The organism is Armatimonas sp. (genome assembly GCF_031410135.1).
Taxonomy (GTDB): domain Bacteria; phylum Armatimonadota; class Armatimonadia; order Armatimonadales; family Armatimonadaceae; genus Armatimonas.
Map to the genome: position 1 here is coordinate 1 of NZ_JANNYP010000328.1, position 22476 is coordinate 22476.

The 22476-nt window shown below is 58.5% G+C and carries 28 protein-coding genes; 20 read left to right on the forward strand and 8 right to left on the reverse strand.

Annotation, left to right across the window (positions count from 1 at the left end):
• The 4 genes from RMO15_RS11775 to RMO15_RS11790 form a co-directional block, all read left to right on the forward strand.
• Positions 1-692 (forward strand): hypothetical protein (locus RMO15_RS11775; protein ID WP_309712437.1); only part of this gene is annotated, 692 nt, incomplete at its 5' end.
• A gap of 197 nt (positions 693-889) precedes the next feature.
• Positions 890-1555 (forward strand): hypothetical protein, encoded by a 666-nt coding sequence (locus RMO15_RS11780; RefSeq protein WP_309712440.1) that lies wholly within the window; start codon positions 890-892, stop codon positions 1553-1555.
• 17 nt (positions 1556-1572) lie between these two features.
• The gene (locus tag RMO15_RS11785; protein ID WP_309712443.1) at positions 1573-2157 is read left to right on the forward strand and encodes a hypothetical protein; all 585 of its coding nucleotides are present in this window, start codon (positions 1573-1575) and stop codon (positions 2155-2157) included.
• 20 nt (positions 2158-2177) lie between these two features.
• Positions 2178-3425: an FAD-dependent oxidoreductase gene (locus RMO15_RS11790; protein WP_309712446.1), complete on the forward strand. Its 1248-nt coding sequence runs from the start codon at positions 2178-2180 to the stop codon at positions 3423-3425.
• Here the strand turns inward: RMO15_RS11790 and RMO15_RS11795 are convergent.
• Positions 3422-4585 carry a hypothetical protein gene (locus tag RMO15_RS11795; RefSeq protein ID WP_309712448.1) on the reverse strand — a complete coding sequence of 388 codons (1164 nt, stop codon included), beginning with the start codon at positions 4583-4585 and terminating at the stop codon, positions 3422-3424. The genes RMO15_RS11790 and RMO15_RS11795 overlap by 4 nt on opposite strands.
• Between RMO15_RS11795 and RMO15_RS11800 the strand changes: the two genes are divergently transcribed.
• Genes RMO15_RS11800 through RMO15_RS11810 form a run of 3 tightly spaced genes read left to right on the forward strand, consistent with a single transcriptional unit; the run spans position 4584 to position 8606 of the window.
• Complete coding sequence (locus RMO15_RS11800) at positions 4584-6812, forward strand: hypothetical protein (protein WP_309712451.1); 2229 nt, start codon at positions 4584-4586, stop codon at positions 6810-6812. The two genes, RMO15_RS11795 and RMO15_RS11800, sit on opposite strands and share 2 nt — an antisense overlap.
• A 36-nt stretch (positions 6813-6848) precedes the next feature.
• Entirely contained in the window at positions 6849-7871 is a 1023-nt protein-coding gene (locus RMO15_RS11805; protein WP_309712454.1) for a Gfo/Idh/MocA family oxidoreductase, read from the forward strand.
• A 24-nt stretch (positions 7872-7895) separates the two neighbouring features.
• Complete coding sequence (locus RMO15_RS11810; protein ID WP_309712457.1) at positions 7896-8606, forward strand: hypothetical protein; 711 nt, start codon at positions 7896-7898, stop codon at positions 8604-8606.
• On the opposite strand, the gene RMO15_RS11815 is transcribed toward RMO15_RS11810, so the two are convergent.
• Positions 8607-9395 (reverse strand): hypothetical protein, encoded by a 789-nt coding sequence (locus tag RMO15_RS11815; protein WP_309712460.1) that lies wholly within the window; start codon positions 9393-9395, stop codon positions 8607-8609.
• Positions 9396-9559: 164 nt separating this feature from the next.
• Here RMO15_RS11815 and RMO15_RS11820 point away from each other — a divergent pair, with 164 nt between their 5' ends.
• The 6 genes from RMO15_RS11820 to RMO15_RS11845 are packed head-to-tail and all read left to right on the forward strand — an operon-like array spanning position 9560 to position 12617.
• Positions 9560-11002: a DUF1501 domain-containing protein gene (locus tag RMO15_RS11820; protein WP_309712464.1), complete on the forward strand. Its 1443-nt coding sequence runs from the start codon at positions 9560-9562 to the stop codon at positions 11000-11002.
• Position 11003: 1 nt separating this feature from the next.
• Positions 11004-11504, forward strand: a complete 501-nt coding sequence (locus tag RMO15_RS11825; RefSeq protein ID WP_309712467.1) for a hypothetical protein — start codon at positions 11004-11006, stop codon at positions 11502-11504.
• Positions 11505-11533: 29 nt separating this feature from the next.
• On the forward strand, positions 11534-11788 hold the full coding sequence (locus RMO15_RS11830; RefSeq protein WP_309712470.1) for a hypothetical protein: 255 nt from the start codon (positions 11534-11536) through the stop codon (positions 11786-11788).
• Positions 11781-12146, forward strand: coding sequence for a type II toxin-antitoxin system PemK/MazF family toxin (locus RMO15_RS11835; protein WP_309712473.1), 366 nt, complete (start codon positions 11781-11783; stop codon positions 12144-12146). Before RMO15_RS11830 ends, RMO15_RS11835 begins: the two co-directional genes overlap by 8 nt.
• On the forward strand, positions 12143-12433 hold the full coding sequence (locus RMO15_RS11840) for a hypothetical protein (protein ID WP_309712476.1): 291 nt from the start codon (positions 12143-12145) through the stop codon (positions 12431-12433). Before RMO15_RS11835 ends, RMO15_RS11840 begins: the two co-directional genes overlap by 4 nt.
• A 46-nt stretch (positions 12434-12479) precedes the next feature.
• A complete protein-coding gene (locus RMO15_RS11845) occupies positions 12480-12617 on the forward strand; it encodes a hypothetical protein (protein WP_309712478.1) in 138 nt (45 codons plus the stop codon).
• 138 nt (positions 12618-12755) lie between these two features.
• Here the strand turns inward: RMO15_RS11845 and RMO15_RS11850 are convergent, their stop codons facing one another.
• The gene (locus tag RMO15_RS11850; RefSeq protein ID WP_309712482.1) at positions 12756-14081 is read right to left on the reverse strand and encodes a DUF6765 family protein; all 1326 of its coding nucleotides are present in this window, start codon (positions 14079-14081) and stop codon (positions 12756-12758) included.
• Positions 14082-14285: 204 nt separating this feature from the next.
• Positions 14286-14528 (reverse strand): hypothetical protein, encoded by a 243-nt coding sequence (locus RMO15_RS11855; protein WP_309712485.1) that lies wholly within the window; start codon positions 14526-14528, stop codon positions 14286-14288.
• Between the two features lie 63 nt (positions 14529-14591).
• Here RMO15_RS11855 and RMO15_RS11860 point away from each other — a divergent pair, with 63 nt between their 5' ends.
• The 4 genes from RMO15_RS11860 (at position 14592) to RMO15_RS11875 (ending at position 18617) form a co-directional block, all read left to right on the forward strand.
• Complete coding sequence (locus RMO15_RS11860; RefSeq protein WP_309712487.1) at positions 14592-15179, forward strand: M20/M25/M40 family metallo-hydrolase; 588 nt, start codon at positions 14592-14594, stop codon at positions 15177-15179.
• Positions 15180-16475 carry a hypothetical protein gene (locus tag RMO15_RS11865; protein WP_309712489.1) on the forward strand — a complete coding sequence of 432 codons (1296 nt, stop codon included), beginning with the start codon at positions 15180-15182 and terminating at the stop codon, positions 16473-16475. It abuts the gene before it with no gap.
• Between the two features lie 115 nt (positions 16476-16590).
• The gene (locus tag RMO15_RS11870) at positions 16591-17346 is read left to right on the forward strand and encodes a hypothetical protein (protein ID WP_309712492.1); all 756 of its coding nucleotides are present in this window, start codon (positions 16591-16593) and stop codon (positions 17344-17346) included.
• A complete protein-coding gene (locus RMO15_RS11875; RefSeq protein WP_309712495.1) occupies positions 17343-18617 on the forward strand; it encodes an NAD(P)/FAD-dependent oxidoreductase in 1275 nt (424 codons plus the stop codon). The genes RMO15_RS11870 and RMO15_RS11875 overlap by 4 nt, the downstream gene beginning before the upstream one ends.
• Here the strand turns inward: RMO15_RS11875 and RMO15_RS11880 are convergent.
• Genes RMO15_RS11880 through RMO15_RS11895 form a run of 4 tightly spaced genes read right to left on the reverse strand, consistent with a single transcriptional unit; the run spans position 18598 to position 20617 of the window.
• Positions 18598-19200, reverse strand: a complete 603-nt coding sequence (locus tag RMO15_RS11880) for a hypothetical protein (RefSeq protein ID WP_309712498.1) — start codon at positions 19198-19200, stop codon at positions 18598-18600. The two genes, RMO15_RS11875 and RMO15_RS11880, sit on opposite strands and share 20 nt — an antisense overlap.
• A 17-nt stretch (positions 19201-19217) precedes the next feature.
• Complete coding sequence (locus RMO15_RS11885) at positions 19218-20099, reverse strand: nucleoside hydrolase (RefSeq protein ID WP_309712501.1); 882 nt, start codon at positions 20097-20099, stop codon at positions 19218-19220.
• A complete protein-coding gene (locus tag RMO15_RS11890) occupies positions 20096-20440 on the reverse strand; it encodes a hypothetical protein (protein WP_309712504.1) in 345 nt (114 codons plus the stop codon). Before RMO15_RS11890 ends, RMO15_RS11885 begins: the two co-directional genes overlap by 4 nt.
• A gap of 54 nt (positions 20441-20494) precedes the next feature.
• On the reverse strand, positions 20495-20617 hold the full coding sequence (locus RMO15_RS11895) for a hypothetical protein (protein ID WP_309712507.1): 123 nt from the start codon (positions 20615-20617) through the stop codon (positions 20495-20497).
• A gap of 106 nt (positions 20618-20723) precedes the next feature.
• On the opposite strand from RMO15_RS11895, the gene RMO15_RS11900 reads away from it, so the two are divergent.
• The 3 genes from RMO15_RS11900 to RMO15_RS11910 form a co-directional block, all read left to right on the forward strand.
• Entirely contained in the window at positions 20724-20933 is a 210-nt protein-coding gene (locus tag RMO15_RS11900; protein ID WP_309712510.1) for a hypothetical protein, read from the forward strand.
• The gene (locus RMO15_RS11905; RefSeq protein ID WP_309712513.1) at positions 20930-21847 is read left to right on the forward strand and encodes a hypothetical protein; all 918 of its coding nucleotides are present in this window, start codon (positions 20930-20932) and stop codon (positions 21845-21847) included. Before RMO15_RS11900 ends, RMO15_RS11905 begins: the two co-directional genes overlap by 4 nt.
• A gap of 25 nt (positions 21848-21872) precedes the next feature.
• On the forward strand, positions 21873-22476 hold a 604-nt coding region (locus RMO15_RS11910), incomplete at its 3' end, for a potassium channel family protein (protein WP_309712516.1).

Consider the following 22476-nt stretch of genomic DNA (forward strand, 5'->3'; position numbering starts at 1 on the left):
GTCTGGTGGACACGGAGCGTAAGCAGTTCCGCCCTCTGATGACACCGTTTGAAGATCAGGAAGCACTAGTGAAGATTGCGAGGGTTCCTGAGAAGGACTTGCTACTCTTTATCAGCTCGGCCTCTAAGCGCAGGCCAGCAACCAGCACCGTAACTTTTCTCTCGCCAGAGGGAAGATTTACTCCCTTAGTTTTCATGGGAGAACCTCCCAACATAAACTCTTTGTACTTTGAAGGGTTTCTGCGCGAGAGTCAGGAAGCGATTTTTCAAGACTGGTACGAGGACTTGGACAAACCCGATGAGCCGGGAATCGCAACATGGTACGCTCTACGCCCTGGTGAGCGAGAAGCGCGTCTTCTTCCCGGTGAGCCTAAGAACCTGTTCACCCCCTACGCCAGCGATCTGGCTCTACTTAAGGCGGACTCTTCCCCTCTCGCTCTGTGGGAAGAGAGCGCAAAGCTAACCAGTGAACACTTTCCTATAACAGAGACAACCGCGCTGTGTTTGAAGGCAACCGAGCCGGGAAAGGACAAAGACAAGGGGCAGGCCTTGGTGGCAGTTGCCCCCTATCCCTACCTTGCATCAACCTCCGAGGACGAAGATACAACCTCTGTCCTGCTCCCCGATCTCTCCGCTGTGCTCTATCTCCACGAAGGTAATCTCTACGCGACCTCGCTGACAAAGAAGCCGTAGCATGGGGCTCCCTGAACCGAAGGGAGCTGCCCACTTTCAGTGGGTAGCACTCTTTCCCGCCGGACACCCGCTCCGCGCCAGCTTGCCGTAAGCCCATAAGTCCCCCCCTAACCCCCGCTGGGCGAGGGGACAATAAGGAATCTGATTCCTTTGATCTCCCCCGTGGGACGGGGGCTGGGGGGCGGTACAATACCCAAATGGCAGCAAGACCTAAAGGCATCTGTAGCTACTGCGGCGAGGAAATTGCCAAGCAGAGCACCGTCAAGCACCTGCACACGTGCGCGAAACGGGTGGCGGCGATAGACGCGGCGACGGGAAAAACCGAGCGGCTGTTCTATCTGCGAGCCGAGTGTGAGTTTAATAAAGGGCTCTTTCTTGATCTGGAGGTGCGCGGCTCTGCGACTCTGAACGACCTGGATCGCTATCTACGTGCGATCTGGCTGGAGTGCTGCGGCCACATGAGTGAGTTTGCCTACAAAGCGTGGGAGGACACAATTGATTCCTCGCGCAAGGTGGAGAGTGTCTTCAAAACGCGCAAGCAAATCACCCATCTTTACGACATGGGCTCGACCTCGGAGACAACGCTTCGGGTATTGGCCGAGCGCAAGGACGCTCCCACCACCGAGCGTCCTCTCGCTCTCATGGTGCGCAACAAAATGCCCGAGGCGAGCTGCGACGAATGTGGAAAACCCGCCCGCTGGATGTGCAATGAGTGCCTTGCCGAAGAGGGCAAGTATGTCGCTCTGTGCGACGACTGCCTGGAGCCACACGGACACCTGACCGACTACCCCCCCACGCTTCTGATCAACTCCCCCCGCATGGGAATGTGCGCCTACGAAGGCCCGGCAGAGGCTCCCTACTAAGGCGGTAAAATAGCCTTATGGCATCGGACATATCCTGGTCAGAGATCAAGAAGGAGCTGGCTTTGCTCAATCAGCAAGAGATGCTCAGCCTTATCAAAGACCTCCACGACGCATCGGCGAGCAACAAGACCTTCTTGCAGGCGCGGCTACTCAAGGGCGAGGTGGTGCTCGACGACTATGAAGTGCGCATTTACACCGCGTTTTTCTCCCGCAGTAAGCACGGCCCCACTGACGGCTACCCCAAGCTACGCGAGGGCAAGGCCGTGCTCAGCGAGTTTAAGAAAGCCCGCCCGAGTGACCTCCGAAACTATCTGGACTTGCAGCTCTACTACATCGAGACCGGAACCAGCTTGACCCGGCAGTACGGCGACATGTACGAGAGCTTCTACGACAGCCTGCTCTCCGTGATGGGCGAGGTGGCTAAAGTGCTGGAGAAGCCCGAGAACCACACGCTCTACACCTACTTTCTCCCCCGCCTCAAGCATCTCTACCGCGATGGTGACGGCTTTGGCTGGGGCTACAGCGACGAGCTCCAAGACTCGCTAGAGAGTATCGCAGAGGCACACGGCGACACGAATGTGTATCCCAAACGAAGCTGGTAGGCTACGGTACAATAGCCGCTGTGACTGTCTGCATTTTAGGTGGGGGAATTATCGGCCTGTGCTCGGCGTGGTACGCGGCGGAGCGGGGCTTTGCGGTGGTTGTGCTGGAGCGTGGGCAAGAGACCGGCGATAGTTGCTCGCTGGGCAACGCCGGGATGATCGTCCCGAGCCACTTTGTGCCGCTCGCTGCGCCGGGGATGATGGCCTACGGTCTGAAGCAGCTCGCCAACCCCGAGAGCCCGTTCTGGATTCGTCCCAAGCCCACTAAGGAGCTGATTGACTGGGGGCTGAAGTTTATGCAGTCTGCCACGAAAGAGCACGTGGACAAGAGTGCGCCGCTCCTGCGCGATCTGAACAATGCCAGCCGTGCGGAGTACGAGACCCTCGCCGATGCCTTTGGCAATGACTTTGGACTGGTCAAGCGCGGCCTGCTGATGCTCACCAAGACCCCGCACGCGCTCGACGAAGAGATTGCAATGGCGGCAAAAGCGCGGGCGCTGGGAATTCCGGCGGAGGCTCTGACGCCTGAGGAGACCGCCCAGCTTGATCCGAACGTCACGATGGACATTGCAGGCTCCGTGTACTTTCCCAACGACTGCCACCTCTCGCCCGGAAAGCTGGTCGCCGGGATGAAGACACGGCTGGCAGAGCGCGGCGTGCGCTTTGTCTATGAGGCAGAGGTCACCGGCTGGATCACGACCAAGGGACGCGTCACCGCAGCACTCACCCGCGTCGGGCAGTTCGAGGCCGATCAGTTCGTGCTCGCAGGCGGTGCCTGGAGCCCCGAGGCGGCGCGTGGGCTAAGTCTCTCGCTACCGATGCAGGCCGGAAAAGGCTATTCCCTAACTCTGGAAAACCCCAAGCAGCTCCCCGAGATCTGCTCGATCTTTGTGGAGGCGCGCGTGGCGGTCACTCCAATGGGGGGGACGCTCCGGGTCGGGGGAACCATGGAGATTGCGGGCAACGATCTGTCGGTGAACCCACGCCGTGTGGCGGGAATTGTTAAGTCCGTGCCGCGCTACTACCCGGCGTTCTCGGAGGAAGATTTTGCGGGCTTGCCCACTTGGAGCGGCCTGCGTCCCGTCAGCCCGGATGGTTTGCCCTACATCGGGCGACCCGCTAAGTGGAGCAACGTCGTGGTCGCCACTGGCCATGCCATGATGGGCCTCTCGCTCGGCCCCGTCACCGGAAAGCTCGTGGGGGAAGTGCTGGCGGGAGAGCCGCCGAGCATCGCACTCGACATGCTCTCCCCCGATCGGTTTGCTTAGCTCAGCTTCTTCAGAAGCGTGACACGGCCAATGGGAAGCCACTCCACCACGAGAATATCGCCGTTGTGGAGGAACTTGGCGGAGTGCGGGTGCACGAACTTTCCGGGCACAAACTCACCGCGTGCCTTGCCTCGTCCGGGCAGATTCTCGACCGTTGTTCCATCGCCTAGTGCCACCGCCACTTTGTTGTTCTTATCAAGCACCGTCACGATACTGCGCAAGTCGGGTACCAAAAGCAAGTCGCCCTGCGTGTGGAAGTGACACGGTTGGCGCATGCCGTCGGTGTCGAACTTGATGTGCTTGCCGTCCATCGTGAAGTACTGTAGGCGGCTGTTGGCACGATCGGCCACTACCACCTGCGGCTCTTTTCCACGTGTGTCCACCCAGATGCCGTGGGCCTGGAGTACCTTACCGGGCTCCTTACCCTTGCCCCCAAAGACACGGATAAACTCGCCCTTGATGTTGTACTGCGTGATGTAATCTGAGCCGTAGCCATCGGTGATGTAGAAATCGCCATTGGGAGCCAGCGCCACATTGGTGGGCGTAAAGTTCGAGTTGCTCTTATACACCCGCCCCGTGTCTGCGATGAGGTCATTGAGTCCCTTGGTCCAGAGCGCTTTTCCGTCGAGCGTCGTCTTGACCACGTTTTTATGCGCCGTGTCGCAGTGGTAGAGATACTCAACCCCACTCTCCTTGCGAATATCGAGCCCGTGACCGCCGCCCTTGAACTGTGCCCCAAACGAGCGCAGGAACTTACCGCTCTTGCTAAAGACATAGATCGCATCGTCGCTCTTACTACCTCCGCCGACGGTGTGCGAGATGTAGATATTACCCTTTTCGTCCTGTGCCACGCCTTGCGTATCGCCCCACTTGTGCGTATCCGGCGGCACCAGCCAGTCGTGGATACACTCGTAGCGTAGCGAGCCTGTGCCTAAGATCAGCTTCGGCGCGTTCTGCATCGCCTCGGCATCACGTGAGGCGAGTAGGTCGGTAATCACGGCAGCGGCAGCCGTCGCCCCCGCTTTGAGAAGAAGACTGCGGCGGGTCAGGAGGCCACGCTGCTCCAGAGGAAGATCGTTTTCCGTAAATTTTTCGTTCATGGTAGTTGCTTCGACAGGCGCGAGAGGTTTTCCTCCAAAGGGCGGCGAATCCTCCGTCATGGTTCCTGTCGTCCCTGCCCTCGTTGTCTTTGCTGCACAGGCCCGTACGCCTCGCTACTTCACCAACGCCGAGAACGTGCGGCGTATCGCAGCAGGCAAGCGCTTTGTTGCCTTTGCGACTTCGGGTGGCGTGCGCGTCTTTGAACGTACAACCCAGAAATGGCGCGTCTACACCCAGAACGACGGCCTCCCGACACATAATATCCACGATGTGGTTTTCGATAAAGCCAAGCCCGACACGCTCTGGATTCTCTGCGGCGCGTGGGGCGACTGGGCCAACGAGCAGCCCGAGCCGGACTTGCGAATAATCACGCTGGACTTAGCAAGCGGCAAAGTAGAACCTGTCGCGCCGTCGATTCCTGCGCCGCGCACAGCCCGCATGGGCTACCAATACTTTCTCGACTACCGTCTGAGCATCTCCGAGAGCTGGGCATTTATCTTCACGGACAAAGGCATGGCGCTGGCCTGGGATCGAAACACCAAAAACTGGACGCGGCAAGTGAGTGTCGAACCAACGCCAGCACGACCTAGTTTCTACCCAGGGTGGCGTGCGACGGTCGCCAAGACTGCTGAGACCGCATCCTTTCTGGCGTTCTATACGGGCCCGATCACAGCAATCTCGATGTCAACTCCCGGCTGGGAGGGCACAAAAAACGGCTTGCCCACCATCTGGCTCTATGACAAAGAGACACAAAAACTCACAGCGCATCTCTTACCTAAAGCTGGTAAGAAGGTGCGCTCAGAAACTCAACCCGACGGAAGCGAGATCTACACCGAAAATATTGGCCCTCTCAATTTCTTAAAGGACACAGAATCTAATTCTATTCTTGTTGAGGTTCTCGAAATCGAGTATCAAGACATACATAAAGAAGACTCCCGTGCTCGTAGAATTGGAGCCTTCACCGTTGTTTACCGAGTCGCGCCGTACTTAGCAAGCCCCATCGAGATCTCACGTCGCCGAAGAACGCCAGAGATGCCACCGCTCACCTACGAGTCCGCCTCGTTGCCTTATTTACAAGGTTTCTTCATGACGGATTTCTTACTAGAGGAAAACACGCTCTGGATCGCAGGCTACAACGACCCCGACCGTGAGCGCTCCTCCGGGATTGCGCAGCTGGATTTGACCATGCGAAAGTGGGTGGGGCCAAAGCCAGCCGAGTCGGGGCTCTCGGCAAATTTCCTGCGGCTCAATCCTACTCCTAGTGGCCTCGAAGCGCGAAGTAGCTTTTTCATGCCCTCTCGCTTCTACGACCCAGCAACAGGCAACTTTGACAAACCAAAGCCAAAGCTCAGCTACGACGCTCCCCTCGCGAACTCCACCATCCCTGACCCTCGTATCCCTGTCGAGGAGCAGGGCTATACACAACGCTGGTACGGCTTGAATGTCCTAGGCTATGAGGGTAGTACAGCGCTTGTGCTCGCCACTGCCAAACCGACACCACGAAATCTCTGGGTGAACGAGGAGCGTAGGCCACAAACTCCAAGCTACGACACGCTCTATTTCTATGATGTACCGACAAAGAAGCTCACCAAACTTGTGGCTCCTAGCCTGACGGGGCTACAGTTCAAGGCCGCCGGATTTACCCCGGAGGGCTTTTTCTTCCTGACGGAGGAGCGCACTCCCACAGAAAAACGAGGCAATCCCGTTGTTCTTCGCTGGAACCGAAAGACGGGGGCGATTAAGCGTTACCCAGAGTCTCTGTTTCGTAGTGTCAGTGTCGCCGCCCAGCGCACCGCAGGCACACAGCAACAAACCGATCTCAAACAGCGACAAAAAGAGCGCAACAAGCGGCTCCTAGAAAACCCTCAAGACCTCGAAGAGCCCGTCACCATAAAGCCAGTGGGGGCGTTTCTTCCCACGCTTCGGGGTCTCTTTGTCAACGCCGCAGGCACAACCTGGCTTCGGCTGGATCAGCATCTGTTTCGCTACGATGCCCGCCGCGACACCTGGTTTGCCGAGGGCCTCGCTGATAGCTTGAGTCCTGAGGGCGAGACAGCGCTCTGGAAACAAGTAGGGCCAGAGTGGTGGCGCTTCGGGAGCAGTGAGGGACGCCGGTTACGTGGTGAAGTGGCTCGCTGGAGTGCAGGAACGGGCTGGAAAAAGCTAGAGCTGGGAGCAGATGCCCGCCAAGCAAGCAACCGCGTTGTCTTCCATGATGGTGCACTCTGGCTGACGGGCGTTGGGGTGCTACTGCTACCTCCCAGTGCCTGGGTCTTCCAAAAGTAGCAGGATTCTTTTTGTCTTTTCGCGAACGTTGCATCCATGACACCATTCAATGTTGCCGTAATCGGCTATGGCTTTGCGGGGCGCTGTTTTCATAGCTACTTAGTGGGGCTGACACCAGGACTGAAGCTCCATGGGATTGCCTCGCGTGACCCACAAACACAGGAACGGATTGTGCGGGATCGTGGCTGCCGGGCTTATGCGGGGCTGGACGATGTCCTCAAAGATGACACCATTGATCTAGTGGTGCTCGCGTCACCCTCGGCAGTACACTGCGAGCAGGCCGTGGCGGCGCTGGAGGCGGGCAAGAACGTGGTCACCGACAAGATCATGTGCCTCAATCTAGCCGAGTGTGACAAGATGATCGCGGCAGCAAACCACAGTGGCAAGCTCCTAACGGTCTTTCAGAACCGGCGCTGGGACGGCGACTATCTCACGGTGAAGCATCTGATGCAGAGCGGCGAGCTGGGCACCGTGCGCTGGATGGAGCTAGCGTGGCAGGGCTTTGGCGCGTGGGGCGGCTGGCGCGGCGCGGCGGCGATGGGCGGTGGGCGCTTCTTTGATCTGGGGGCACATCTGGTGGATCAGCTACTGACGCTCCAGAACTCCCCTGCGGAGAGTGTCTACTGCCGCCTGCGCCGTGACTACGATGCGAGCGACATTGACTCCGAGGCACTGATTGTCATTACCTTCGCCAACGGAGCCACAGGGATCGCCGACCTCTCCGGCACAAGCGCGATCTCCAAGCCCCGTTTCCGGGTACATGGGAGCCGCGCCACTTTCGTGAAGTATGGCCTCGATCCGCAAGAGAAAGCCATGATCGCTGGGGAGATTGACACCGCGCTGGAGTCGCCGGAGCACTACGGAGTTCTCCATGACGGCAAGATCGAGCGCCCCATTGTCACCCTGCCTGGTCGCTGGCGCAGCTTCTACGAGAATGTCGCCGAGCATCTCGCTGGAAACGCCCCGATTGCTGTCCCACTGGCCGAGTCCCGCGCGGGGATGCAGGTCATAGATGCCGCCCTGAAGTCCGCTGCGACCGGGGAGGTCGTTCGACTCTGATTCTAGCGGTACAATAAGTGCCCTGTGCGAATCTTGCAGACTATTGTCAACGGCCCTGAGCCCTGCCCCTATCTTGCCGACAAGAGCTGGATCATGAAGTACCAGCATATCGGTGAGATGGCACCAGGTGAGTACGAGCGGCGGCTTCGGCTGGGCTGGTTTAAGTTCGGGGCGTTTTTACAGCGTCCGGTCTGTGAGGGCTGCAATGAGTGCCTCTCCATGCGCGTGCCGATGGACGAGTGGCAGCCCAATCGGATTCAGCGGCGCACCCTCGCTAAGAATACAGAACTTCGGGTCGAGGTGAATACGCCCCCGATCTGCGACCCCGAGCGGCTTTTGCTCTATAACCGCTACCGGATTGCCCAGACACAAGAGAAGGGCTGGACCCCCACTCTCATGGATTCGGCCTCCTACCAGCGCGAGTTCCTAGTCGGCCCCACCGAGATGACGGAGATCAGTGTCTGGGATGGGAATCGCCTCAAGGCTATTGTCCTCACCGATGTCGAACCCAATGCCGTGGCTGGTGTGACGCACTACTACGACCCGGACTGGCGCGAGCGCTCCATCGGGCTCTTTGCGATGCTCCAGACCTTCCTGCTGGCCCGTGAGCTGGGTAAGGCATGGGTCTATCTGGGCTACTACGTGGAAAACAGCCCGACAATGGGCTACAAACTCCAGTTCCGCCCCTGCGAGCTACGTGGCTGGGACGGAACCTGGAGCCGAGTGGCGAAGTGACTACTGAACCATGACGAAGTCGCTGTAGTGGAACTCGTAGGAGTCGTTGGTGGCGTTATAGTCAGCCCAGAACTTCGTCGGGTAGAGGGTTGGGGCGGCCAGGCCGAACTTTGCGGGCTGGGGAACCGGGAGGGTGAACGATTCCTTAGAGAGCATCAGCTCCTGGGTCACCATCGGCTCGACAAAGACTACTTTACCATTGTAGTAGCCCTGAATCATCGTCTTGATGAACTTACGCTCGCCATTGAGTGCCTCGTGATCCGCGTGTGAGATGGCATGGGTTCCCATCTGGGGCACCCCAAAGGGTTCCATCACATACCCCGCTGGGAGTACCACCGAGCTTGCCTGAGAGCCAGGATCATCCGGGTTGTAGGTGCGGATTGTTGCATCGGGCACGTTGTAGAAGTGGACATCGAAGTGTGGTGTGAGGTAGTAGGCACCCGGATGGCCCTGTGGGTTGGCATGGAGTGCCAGGGTGTTAAAGAACGTCTTCTGTCGCACCACTTCGGGGTACTTCAGTGATGCCACCGCGCCTAGGGGGCCGTCGCCTGGAGGAGTTGTCGCCAAGTCCCTCACCAGTGTCATCGGGATCGTCGCGCCAACTTCGGAGACCATACCGCTGCTGTCTACCATTGCCCAAGTCTCGACCTTGCCCGTTCCAAAGGTGCGACTTTCCCCGACCACACGGCTCAGAGTCGGGCTCGTGCCGCCACAGCCCGCAAGAGAGATCAAAGAGAGAGCCGAGAGTGCAAAAAGCCCTCCGAGAGAAAGATTGTTTTTTGTCATCATCGTTTTTTTTCCTTTATAGGGATACCTGCCATTCCGGTATTATAGTACCCAGACTACGCTCTGATGAATCTTAGTCGTCGTTCAGACAAAAGTCAGGATTACACCAAGAAACGGAAGTCGATTTTGGACGACTACTTAGGAATCATTTGCGGTAAAATGTCTCTATGAAAAGCAACCCTTGCCACCGGTTTCAGCGCGCACTCTCGCGCCGTGAGCTCCTCCAGACCAGCGCTTCCGGGTTTGGGATGCTCGCCCTTGCTGGGCTCCTCGCCGACGAAGCCAAGGCGACGGAGAATCCTCTTGCGCCGAAGAAGCCGCACTTCCCGCCTAAAGCCAAGCGTGTGATCTTTCTTTTTATGCATGGTGGCCCCTCTCAGGTAGACACGTTCGACCCTAAACCCCTGCTTACCCGCGACAGTGGGAAACCCTATGGTGGCCAGCGCCCCCGCGTGGTCTTTGCGCAGACAGGGAACTTGCTGGGCTCGCCGTGGCAGTTCAAAAAATATGGCCAGTGTGGCACCGAGGTCAGCGATCTCTTCCCCGAGGTGGCCAAGTGTGTGGACGATATGTGTGTCATCCGCTCGCTCCACGGTAGCAACCCGGCCCACGGCGGCGCTCTGCTCAAAATCCACACGGGAACCGATGTCGGGGTCCGCCCCTCGATGGGAAGCTGGGCAGTCTATGGCCTGGGCACCGAGAACCAAAATCTCCCTGGCTATGTCACTATCTGCCCGACGCTGGGCCACGGTGGCGTCCAGAACTGGAGCTCGGCGTTTCTCCCCGCCTGGACCCAAGGCACGCCCATTGGCAACGCGGCGATCAAGGCCAAAGAGGCAAAGCTTGCACACCTGGACAACCCCGATGCATCCGCGGTGCTCCAGCGACTCCAGCTCGATAACCTCCATGATCTTGACTCCGAGCACCTCTCCCACTGGGGAATAGACCCCGTGCTGGAGGGCCGCATCCAGAGCTTCGAGCTGGCGTTTCGCATGCAAGTGGAGGCGCCCAAGCTCATGGATATCTCCAAAGAGACCCAAGCCACGCTGGATCTCTACGGCATCAACAAAGAGCCCACGGATAACTTCGGACGACAGTGCCTTCTCGCACGCCGCTTCTGCGAGGCGGGGGTTCGGTTTGTGCAAGTGACCCACTCCTATAAATGGGATCAGCACGGGGATCTGAAAAACGGCCACACGAAAAACGCCGCCGAGGTGGACAAGGGAATCGCGGGGCTGCTCAAAGACCTCAAGCAGCGTGGGCTTTTAGACGACACGCTCGTGCTCTGGGGCGGCGAGTTTGGCCGCACGCCCACCGCGCAGGGCGGCGATGGCCGCGACCACAACCCCCACGGCTTCACGATGTGGATGGCAGGCGGCGGGGTCAATCCCGGCACGGTCTACGGCTCCACCGACGACTACGGCTGGTTTGCCGAGGGCGATAAGTGCCACATCCACGACCTGCATGCCACGATGCTCCATCTGCTGGGCATAGACCACACCAAGCTCACCTACCGCTACGCCGGCCGCGACTATAGGCTCACCGATGTGGAAGGTGTTGTTGCCGCGAAAGTCCTCAAAGACCCCAGCGCACTTAAGCTCGTCGGATAGCATGTCCCGTTCTTACCAGCGCCTGCAAGCTCTCCAAGAAGAGGTGGAGGAGGCGCTGGAAGACGGCGACTTGCCCCTCGCACGCCAGCGGGCACAGGAATGGCTGGAAGCGGACACCGATCCGACGGCCTGGCACTACGGCAACACCATCCACAATGCCAACCAGTTTCTGGGGCTTGTCGCGGTGCGCGAGGGAGATTTAGAGGCTGCGAAGCGCTACCTACTTGCCGCAGGAAACTCTCCTGGCTCGCCGCAGCTCAACACCTTCGGTCCGCAGATGCACCTTGCTCAGACCCTGCTAAGCCGAGAGGAGGGTGACTGCGTGCTGGAGTACCTTGATCTCGTCGCTAAGTTCTGGTGCAGTTCGCAACCCGTTCCCAATCTCTTCGCCCAGCTACTGTCGCGCTACGGCACTACTCAGAATGCTCGCAAGTTAATGCATTGGAAATTAGCCATTCAGGCGGGAGAGCAACCTCGTCTGAATCGTGTTAATCTGGTGTGAAATTATGGTATCATGTAATGGTGAATAATATGATACCAAAAAACGAAACACAATCTTTTACGGTTCGCCTGCCTGTGGAACTCTACGAAGCGAGCACAGCAATTGCTCTAGAGCGTCGGGTTAGCATGAATGCGTTGGTTCAGGAGCGCCTCGCGGTGTTGGTGCGTGAGGAAGAGCAAAAAAGCCTCTACGATGCCTTCAGCTTAGTAGGTGAGGACGAAGAAGAGTCGTCGGTTGCTTTTGCGCACGAGGCACAGGCAGAGGTGGTCTGTCGCGATGAGTGAGCCAAAACGCGGCGAGCTTTTCTGGATAGACTGGTCACCGGGGCGCGGCTCGGAGCAGCAGGGTCGTCGCCCTGCCTTGATTGTCCAGACCGATAGCGCCAACACCAATCCCCGCTACCCCAACACAATTGTGGTTGCGGTGAGCACCAAGGGCCGTCCGGTTCCTTTTCATATTGCGCTAGAGCCCACGGCCCAAAGCGGCCTCAGTGAACTCTCCTACGCCAAGTGCGAGCAGCTGATGACCGTGAGCAAGGAGCGGCTGGGCGAAAAAATCGGTCAAATCAGCCCCGATGAACAAGCTGCTGTAGACACTGCCCTGCGCCTGACACTCCATCTCGGCTACAATGCTTTGACATGAATACGCTTCAAGACAACACCCAGAGGCTGCTCTCTGCCGCGCTTGCCTCAGACTTTGGCTTCCAGCGCCTCGGCTATCTCTGTGACCGGATCGGCAATCGCTTGTCGGGCTCCAAGGGGCTGGAGAAGGCGGTGAGCTGGGCGGAGAGCGAGATGCGCCGCGATGGGCTGGAGAATGTCCGAGCCGAGCCGGTGCTGGTGCCCAAGTGGGTGCGCGGGAAAGAGTCTGCGATGCTGCTCGCGCCCGAGAAGCGTGCGCTGGCGATGCTGGGGCTTGGGGGTGGGTGACGGCTCCGGTTTTAGTCGTGGAGAGCTTTGCGGAGCTGGCAACACGATGCTGCATCTTTTCGGCATTGACCACACCAAGCTCACCTACCGTTACGCAGGCCGGGACTATCGTCTCACGGATGTCGATGGCGTCAGGGCCGCAAAAGTCCTGAAAGACCCTAGCTCGCTGAAGTTTGTGGTGTAAGTTAAGGCAGTGTCCGTTCTCGAACCCACCCACCTCGTCGCTCAGCACCCTCCCTGCAGCAGGGAGGGTGGATACGAGCCGTGCGAGTAGCCGGGTGGGTTCGGTTTGGATCGTGTCAGCCTAGTGTCGCTCTAAGGGCTAGAGACCTGTGATGAACCACTGGCCTGCAGCATTGCTAGGGCTACCCGTCCTAGTGATGTAGGGCGACTGGCTAGAGAGCCAGACATACTGGTTGAACTTGAGGCTCTTGATGGCGTAGGTACCGTTACCCTGCCGCTCCAGACTGAAGTTCGCACCATCAGGATTGCTCCAGAGCTTCACCGCCCCTGTTGTTGCGTTGTAGCTAAAGTACAGGTTCTGGCCATTGACCTTAAGAACACAGTTATTCAGTGGGCCAACCACAGTGAATGACACCGGAGTGCCTGGCTTGCAGTAGAGCCACTGATTGTCCTTAAGTCCGTCTGTTGCGCAGATAAACTGACCGTTTGAGGTGCTTTTAATCGTGATGATTTTCTGTGCCTCTGCCACTGCGGGGATCGGAAGAGCCACTCCAGAAAGGACTAATTGGGTTGTCAGTGTGGAGAAAGGCACTAAATTAGCCGGCATCTGTACTGATATCCCAAATTGACTGCACACACGCTGGAAACTATCTCTAATCTTACCATAATTTGCCTCGTTAGAGGTGTAGTATCCCACATAGTTAGGGTTTCCCACCTCAAGGCCATTTGTGTAGGAGTCAATTTGTGCACGAATCAGGCTAGTAGTAAATCTACGGGCAGTATTTGAGTTATCAATGACGATTTGGTTGATGTACTTTCCTTTTCCTGACCATGAACTATCCACAATTCCTGTGGCAGGGCTGTAATTATTAAACATCGCGCTTGGGGTTTCCCCTAGTGCTCGGGTCATGAAGGTGCGTACGTAACTAATTCCTTCCTCAAGGCAGCGCAAGGCACACAGTGGATCAAAGGGAGGGCGATCCGGTTGATGTCCCATTAGCCCATGCCCCAGCGGCTGAAAATAGGGCCTGAATTCTTTGGCACTGGAGTTCGGGTGAACTCGGTGTGCCCAGGTGTCTTGCTGGTAGTGAAAAAACACCCCAAGGTACTGGAGCTTCCGAAGACGATCAGGCATATTGATAGCTCGTTCGAACATCTCCTCCTTGCGTTTAAGGACGATATTGGGGTCGGGGGTTGGAGGAAGGGCGTGCCAGAGGCCCTCTTCGCGAATATTGGGTATTGCACCGTTGTTTGCTAGTGTCCCGTTGGAATCATCCATCCCTTGGTCACATTGCGCAACTGTTAGAGCATCGTTGTGGTTTAAGCCGGCAGCTCGACACAGGACATAGGTCACTTGGTAGTGGGTGTCTGGGTCGTATGCGTGGGCGGGCTTGGGTGCTAAGGCTAGCAGGAGGCTGGCCATGCTCACGCCGATAACCCGTATCGCCGTGAGGTTAGAACTCATCTTTCTCATTTTGTTACCTTTGTTTACTAAACCATCGTCACTTGCCGTGATCAATGAATATAGCGTACTGTAACACAACACCCTGAATTATTCCTGAAATGTCTCTGAACTCAGGAAGTGGGCCAATAAAGTAGTTCCTTCTGCCGCAAATTCCCCCGTGAGAGGGATTTGTGGCCTCGGAAAAATAGAAAGATACTTTTGAGCTTACGAGAGTGGTTCTAGCGCAATGATGAGCTGTGCTAAAAGCGCGTTGATCTCTGCGATGGAGATGTAGTCGCGGTCGTCGCTGTTGGTGGGAATCGGAGTGAGTATTTTAAGAAACGAATCCTCAGGGTGGTTGGCACGCGCTGTGCTCACCAAGGCATTGTAGGAGGGCACCATGTAGGGGCAGGAGCTGACGGGAATCGCGTGGCGCAGGTGCTGGATTCCCACGGTGGCCATCACCATCTAGGACGCGCCGCAGTTCGCGCGTAGCAGGCACACTTCGAGAAAGACGCACGCTCGGCCAATGTGATCGGGGAGTGGCGCGGTCGCGAAAAGCCCGAGGAGATTGTTCTGGTGGGCGGGCACCTGGATAGCTGGGACGTCGGCCAAGGAGCCCATGATGATGGCGGGGGCTGCATCGCAAGCTGGGAGGCCGTACGGCTCCTGAAAGTTCGCGGAATCCGGCCACGGCGCACGGTACGGGTCTGTTTGTTCACGAATGAAGAGAACGGCGGTCGGGGCGGCGACGCTTACGCGGCAACGCATAAATCCGAGAAACATGTGCTTGCCATCGAGACCGACGGCGGCGTGGACACTCCGATAGGCTTTGGACTGAGTACCAAAACGCCCGACGGCATGGAGCGGGCACGGGAGATCACCGAGCGGCTCAAGCTGGAACTCAAAGACGGCGGCGGCGGCGCGGATATCGGCCCGATTGGCACAGCAACCGGCTGCCCTACCATGGGCCTGCTCAACGACATGAGCCTCTACTGGAATATCCATCACACACCTGCGGATACTTTTGATAAAATAGACAAGAAGGCGCTCCAGCAGTGCATTGCCGCGATGGCCGGAATGGCCTGTGCTGTGGCGGAGCTGAACGAGAAATTTTAAATGCGACGAAACCTGCTGCCTGCTCTTCTGGCCGTCTTGGGAACCGGCTTTACCCTCACCTACCTCTGGCACGGCTCCCGTGTCGTTCAGCAGCAGCGGGGCCTCCGAGCTACTCCGCAAACGGTTCACGCAAGCCTCACAAGTCTTGTTGTGCCTGCTCCCTCCCTGGATGGGCACTACGTCTTGTTGCGCCACGACACTCATGTTGGTACTCGTGACTGGACACCGATTCTCGCCCTTCACAAAACAAAAACAGGCAGGGCTCTGTGGCAAAAGGAAAATTTCTCCGTCGATCCTGAGTGTTTCTCTGAGCAAGGCAACCATTTCGTTGGGCGGCGCTGGGACTTAGGGAAGACACGTGAGCTGCTTATCGGAGTTTATGAAACGCAGACGGGCAAGTGTGTCGCAGAGTTTCCCAATAAAAATGCCTATAGCAGTGCTCTCTCCGCCGATGGCCGTTTTCTGGCAGTTCCTCAAGGAGAGGTTCTTAGGGTCTGGGATGCCCATACCAAGACCGAGCGTTTGCGGGTTGCCGCTCCCTCTCTCAAAGATCTTAGTATCTCCCCCAATGGTGAGTGGGTCGCTGGGATCGTTCCCCTTCCCGAGAGAATCGACTCGCAGTACTCTTGTGTTGCCCGAGTCTGGCGTGTGGGACAAAAACAGCCCGCCTACGAGCTTCCCGTCAACACCCAATACACGCACTTGCGTTTCTCCGAGGATAGCAAAACCCTTTTTCTCACAGGTGATACACAAGGCTATCCCTTGGGCCTCTACCCCGCTCTACGTCGTGAGGAAGAAAGCTACAACTCCATCGGTCAGCTCGTGGAGACGATAGCCCACCACTACCAGCAGGTCGCCGAGGAAGCCTACAAGCGCCGTCCTGTCCCGGAGTTGGGAAAAGTGGGCCTCTTGGCTGGCAATGCTCTGCGTGTGTCAGGTAGCTACGGCGCCTCGGGAGTTCTGGCTTTCTCGCTCACCGAGGGCAAGCCGCGCTGGGCCTATTACGCGGAGACAAATGGCACCGCGGAGACGCTCACCACGACGAATGGGCGAGTTGCGCTCTGCACCTCGAACCAGCTGCTTGTGCTGGACGAAGTGAGTGGGAAGCTGCTCCATCAGGCCAGCTTGACCCCTGAAACCCGACCACGCTGGCTGCACTTTGTCGAGGATGGAAACACGCTCCTAGGGCAAGAAACGATAAACTCCGCTCCGAAAAAACCGGGCTCTCTTGTACAGTATCGCTGGGAGCTGAGCCGAACTCTGGCGCGGAGAGCAAGTGATCAAAAATCACTATGAGCTGTCGCGATTCGGCAGTACCTCACGAGTGGGTTTGCAAATATAGCATCATTTTCATGCAACCTTCGGCTAGGTTCATGCGTCCTATTTGTGAAAAATAGTACAAAATAAAGCAATGCGAAAATTTCATCTTGTGGAGCTGATGGATCTACCGAACTGGCCCGCTGTTTTCCGGGATGGAGCGACGGACTACCTAGAGACGGCAGTTCGTCTTACCAACCCGTATGCGGTGATTTTGCCGAAGCTGGCATCCGCGCTGAAGCAGTGCCAAGCGAGTCAGGTTCTGGATCTCTGTTCCGGTGCAGGTGGGCCGTGGGGAGTGCTCTTGCCGCTGCTAGACGAGCCCAGGCCCAAGGTGCTCCTTACCGACTTTTACCCCAATCCCGCAGGAGCGAAACTGCCCTACTACCCGGAGCCTGTGGATGCCATCGCTGTCCCGCCAATCCTAGCGGGCTTTCGGACGCTGTTTGCCAGCTTCCATCACTTTCGCCCCGAGCAGGCCCGCGCCATTCTTGCCGATGCCGTGGAAAAGCAACAGGGAATCGCGGTCTTTGAGGCGACGGCGCGAACGATTCCTGCCCTACTGGGAATGCTCTTTGTTCCGCTTGCCGTCTGGCTGATCACGCCGCAGATTCGCCCGGTGCCCCTTTCACGCCTCCTCTGGACTTATCTGATTCCCGTCTTGCCGCTGGCGGCTCTCTTTGATGGGATTGTTTCCTGCCTGCGCACCTACACGCAGAGTGAGTTGAGGGAGCTGGTTGTGGGGCTGGATAGTTACACCTGGGAAATCGGCAGTGAGCCGGTGCCACGCTCGCCGATCCCGATTACGTATCTGATTGGTTTGCCGAAGAAAGGTACACTGGCATCATGAGCACGAAACCACGCGTGGTGATTGTCGGGGGCGGGTTTGGGGGATGCGCGGCAGCGAAGGGCCTCAAAGATGCGCCTGTGGAGGTGTTGATGCTCGATAAGACTAACCACTATGTCTTCCAGCCGCTCCTCTACCAAGTCGCGACGGCAGCGCTGGCCCCTACCGAGATCACCTACCCGATCCGCACGATCTTGCGAAAACAGAAAAACGCGACGGTCTGGCTGGCGGAGGTGACGGGCGTGGATGTCAACGCGAAAACCCTCTCCACTACGGAGGGCAAGACGATCCCCTACGACTATCTCATTTTGGCCTGTGGGGCGCGCCACAGCTACTTTGGCCGCGACGACTGGGAGCCGCTTGCGCCGGGGCTAAAAACCCTGGGCGACGCTTTAGAGATGCGCCAGCGCTTCCTGATGGCCTTTGAGGAAGCCGAGAAGTGCGACGACCCGGCGCTCCAGCAAGCCTGGCTCACGTTTGTGATTGTCGGTGGTGGCCCGACGGGCTGCGAGCTGGCGGGCGTGCTGCCGGAGATCGCTAAGAAAGCCCTGAGCCCGGACTTTAGGCGCGTGGACCTGCATAAAACGCGCATTCTGCTGATCGAGAACAGCCCTTGCATCCTCAACACTTTCCCAGAAGACCTCGCGCAACAGGCCCAAAAAGACCTCAAGCGCCTCGGGGTGGAGGTTCGCAACGGCGTGAAAGTCACCGATATCCGTCCCGAGGGTGTCACGCTCTCTTCGGGTGAGGAGATTGCGGCTCGTACGGTGTTCTGGGCGGCGGGCAACAAGGCCGCGCCGGTTGGCGGAAGCCTCGGTGTCCCCACAGACCGCGCAGGCCGCGTGATCGTCGAGCGCGATCTCTCTATCCCCGGCCACCCGGAAGTATTTGTGATCGGGGACATGGCCCAGGCCGCCCTCCGAGACTCTAGTGGCGAGCTCATCCCCGAGAAGCTCGTCCCCGGCGTTGCCCAAGGCGCAGTGCAGGGCGGCGCTTGTGCGGCTCGTAACGTGATCCGTCGTGTCAACCACCATCCTACAGAGCCGTTTAAGTACCAGAACCTCGGCGACTTGGCCGTCCTTGGGCGTGGTGCTGCGATTGGAAACCTGCCTTGGGGGAAAGTCAAAGGCTACTTTGCTTGGGGCGTCTGGCTCTTTGTGCACGTCTTAAAGCTCGTCGGTTATCGCAACCGCCTCAATGTCTTGCTAGAGTGGGCCTATGCCTATCTGACCTATCAGCGCGGCGCAAGGCTTATCAGTAATCGCCGACGATGAATACTTTGCCTTTGCCTGGAGCGAGGATCTCTTTTTTGTGCTGGTTGGCGTAGCGCAGGGCGGCGATGAAGTTGATGTGCGGGTCGGCGATGAACTCTCCAGGGTAGAGGTCGGGGAGGAGGCGCAGAAACGGCGTGCCGCTACGTCTGTCTGGCCCGACGGTCTGGAAGAGATAGCCCATGGCACTCCCATACGTGTCGTTGTTGTGATCAGAGATGGGCAGGAGGATGCGGGCCACGGGGCGGGCGTTACCCGGCAGAGCGAAGCGCTTTTTGACCGTCGGAGGAATCGTGACCGAGTCAAAGAGCCAGAGCTGCCCTTCCGTGACGCAGTCTGCTGCCGTGGTCAGCTCACCCCCGATCTCATCCCGAGTCGCGGTTGCCACGGCCCAGACCCCTTTTTGCCAGAGAACCAGTGGCATCGGTAGCACGAGAGCTTTCTTAAACGCCTGCACATAGGTCTCAGCACGGGTGCTCCGCGCCTTGGCCCAGGTCGAGAGAGTCAGTACTTCCTCTGCGTGATTCTGGAGAGCCTCCTCCAGCTCACGACGGAGCGCGACAGCGAGTTCCGGCATGATTAACATGGCACTATTCTACCCAGCTATCCACCCGTGACGGCGAAGTAATGCTTAAAAAACGCTGCCACATCCACACTGGTGGCGATCTCATGCGGCCCGTTTTTATCCGCCTGCCAGCGCGTCATGCCCTCTAGCGGCCCCGGCTCAATAACCGTGGCGACCGTGCCCGATTGGTAGGTACACAGCTCCGGTGCAAAGAGCAGGGCGGCAGCCAGCGGATCGTGGAACGTGAGGTGATCGGCGCGGTTAAACCAGACCTCGGCCATTCCTAGAGTAGCGGCCAGGGCACCTCCCGCGGCGGCGAAGCGCTCCCGAACCGGTGCGGCGGGTAGCACGCACTTCAGGGTGACGTCCAGTCCCACCGAGAGCAGCTTCCCCGCCCCGTGCTTGTAGGTCAGCGCCGTGGCAATGGGGTCGAGAAAGGCATTCCACTCGCGCACGCCCGGACCACCATCGGTGAAGCGCCCACACATCAGCACGATCTTTTTCAGCAGCCCCGGCAGCTCGGGATCAGCGGCAAAGAGCGTCCCGATATTGGTCATCGGCCCCACGGCCAGTAGCGTGAGCTCACTGGGCCGCGAGCGAATCGCGTTGCGCAGAAACTCTAGCGCCCCAAAGCCCGTTGGGTAGTCTTTTCGGTGTGGCAGGCCCTCAATCGCGGCGTACTGCGCCACGCCCTGCTCGGTGCCATGGAGCAGCGGCCCGGAGAGTCCCGCATGGATCGGAACCTCGCCCCGGCCCGCCGCTCGGCAGATCACCTCACAGAGCGCAGCCCGCTTTGCCGTGTCGCCCGTCGCCGTGGTGATGCCTACCAGCTCGCAGTCCTTCTGGCAGAGCAGGTAGGCAAGCGCCACGGCATCGTCAATATCGTTGCCAATATCCGTATCAAAAAGAACGGGCATCATCGCTTGGGAGCCGCTTTGGTGAACTCATCCAGAATCGTCTGGCGATCTTTCTCACTCAGACGTGGGGCGGTCTTCTTGAGCAGCTCACCAAACGCGACGATTTCTTCAGGAGCCGCCGGGCAACCGATATTGGTTGGGGGGGCGGTGGGCTTGTTGGGAACGGGCACCACATTGGAGTCGGCGAGCTTCTTGCCCTTTGCATCCAAAAAAATAAAGAATGGTAGGCCCGATTTTGCGCCACCCATTGCCGCCATAAACTCGTTGCTACCGGGATTCTCCAGCGTCTTCTTCGGGCCATTCTCTAGAGCTACGAGCACCACACTCACATAATTTGCTGCCATCAGGGGCTTTACCACCGGGTTGTCAAGGACGGCTTCCAGCCGTCGGCACCACCCTCACCAAGAGGCACCAAAGTGCACAAAGATGTTTTTCTTTTGTTTGCGGGCCGCTTTCATCGCCTCACCGAGAATCTCTTTAGTGGGCTTGGGAGCCGCCGCTGGTTTTTCCTGTCGAAACATAGAACTCTTCCTCCTAAGAGCACCATTCGCGAAAAATCTCTCGAAACCCTCTTTCCGCACTGCCCTGAACCTAGGGAGTCTCCTAACCGAAAGAAAGATAACGAATATGAAGGTCACAACACTTACCGTAGATTATCAAGTCACACGCTCGCGGGATTTCCAGTCCGTGCGGCTGGGCGGCTCGGTGGCGCTGGAGCTCACCGAGGGCGATGACAAGAAAGAGTGTCTCGAAAAAGCCCGCCGCTGGCTCGCGGGGCAGCTCAATGCCGCTGCCGACGAGGAGCTAGAGAACGTCCTCTTCGGCCCACGGAAATGATCGTCTTTGGCGGTGATGGGCGCAACGTAGCCCCGCCGCCGGATGCCTCGCGCCGCGCCTGCTGGGAGCTTCAAGGGGAGTGGGGCACGTTTTTAGGCACGCCTATCGCGGCCCGCTGGTTTATCACGGCAGCCCATGTCGGCGGCCAACCCGGCGATACGTTTCGCCTTGGCAACCAGTCCTACACGGCGATTTTGAGCCAGCACATCCCTGGCACCGATATCGCGCTCTGGCGCGTGGACAGAGCCTTTCCCCGCTGGGCCACACTCTGCGAGGGCGATGAAGTGGGGCGTGAGGCGCTGTACTTTGGGCGTGGAACGGCGCGTGGACTTGAGCTTCCTGGCAAGGGCTGGCGCTGGGGGCCAAGTGACCATAAACAAAGCTGGGGAACCAACAAGGTCGAGCGGGTCTTTACCAGCAAGCCCTACGGCGGGCTACTCTTTGCAACGTTCGATAAAAACTCCGGCCCCGACGAAGCCACGCTCTCGGATGGCGACAGCGGCGGTGGGGTCTTCGTAAAAAGCCGCCAAGGCCCGTGGCGACTGGCGGGCCTCAACCACGATATTAACCCCGGCGACGATGGAGTAGATCGCTTCTACAGCCTCACTGGCCGCAAAGACGAGCTCTTCCGCGCCGCCCTCTACGATGGTCGGGGGCTCTTTCTCGGAACACCCGAAACGCTCAAACTGCTCTCGGGCAATGGGCCCCTTCCCACCGTAATTGCCGCGCAGCGGCTCTCGACGTATCTTCCCGCCATCCATAAAATCCTCGGGCGCCCCGACAGTGACTGGCCTTCCCGGCCCGCACTCCTAGAAACGCGCCTGGTAAAACGTGGCGGCGTGGCCCTTGCGGGAGCCAGCGCAATTGGTGTCGCCGCCTACGCCCTCTACCGAAGCCGCCGTCGGGTATCCTGAGAGTGCTTCGGGTATCCTGAAGGGCATGCGCATTGCCCTTGCCCTGCTCTGTCTCACTGTTATCGGAAGTGTTCTGCTCGAAGCCTTCGAGGGACTCGTGCTTCCTCGTCGCATCAGCCGCCCACTCCGGGCGGTTCGTTATTTCTATGTCTCTCTTTGGATGAGCTGGCGTAGTATCGGGCGGCGCTTGCGGCCCGGCATCCGCGACGACTGGTTTGCGGTCTACGGCCCGTTCTCGGTTCTGGCGCTCTTTATTGGTTGGGGGATTCTGCTGGTTCTCGCTTTCGCGGGCCTCGGCTGGTCGCTCAAGCTCTCCATCAGCGCCCCGGAAGGAGCTCCCACCTTCGCGACCTACCTTTACCTCTCGGCCACCACGTTTATCACCCTCGGCTTTGGCGATGTCGCCCCGCGCACCAACCTCGCCCGCGCCATCACGGACTGTGAGGCCGCGCTGGGCTTTGGCTTCCTCGCCATCGTGATCGCCTACCTACCCGTGCTCTACCAAGCCTTCGCTAAGCGTGAAGTCGAGATCGGAATGCTCGATGCCCGCGCTTCCACGCCCCCTAGTGCCGGTGAGCTTCTCAAGCGCATCGGCGGCTGCCCCGACCTGGGCGACCTGAAAGACACCC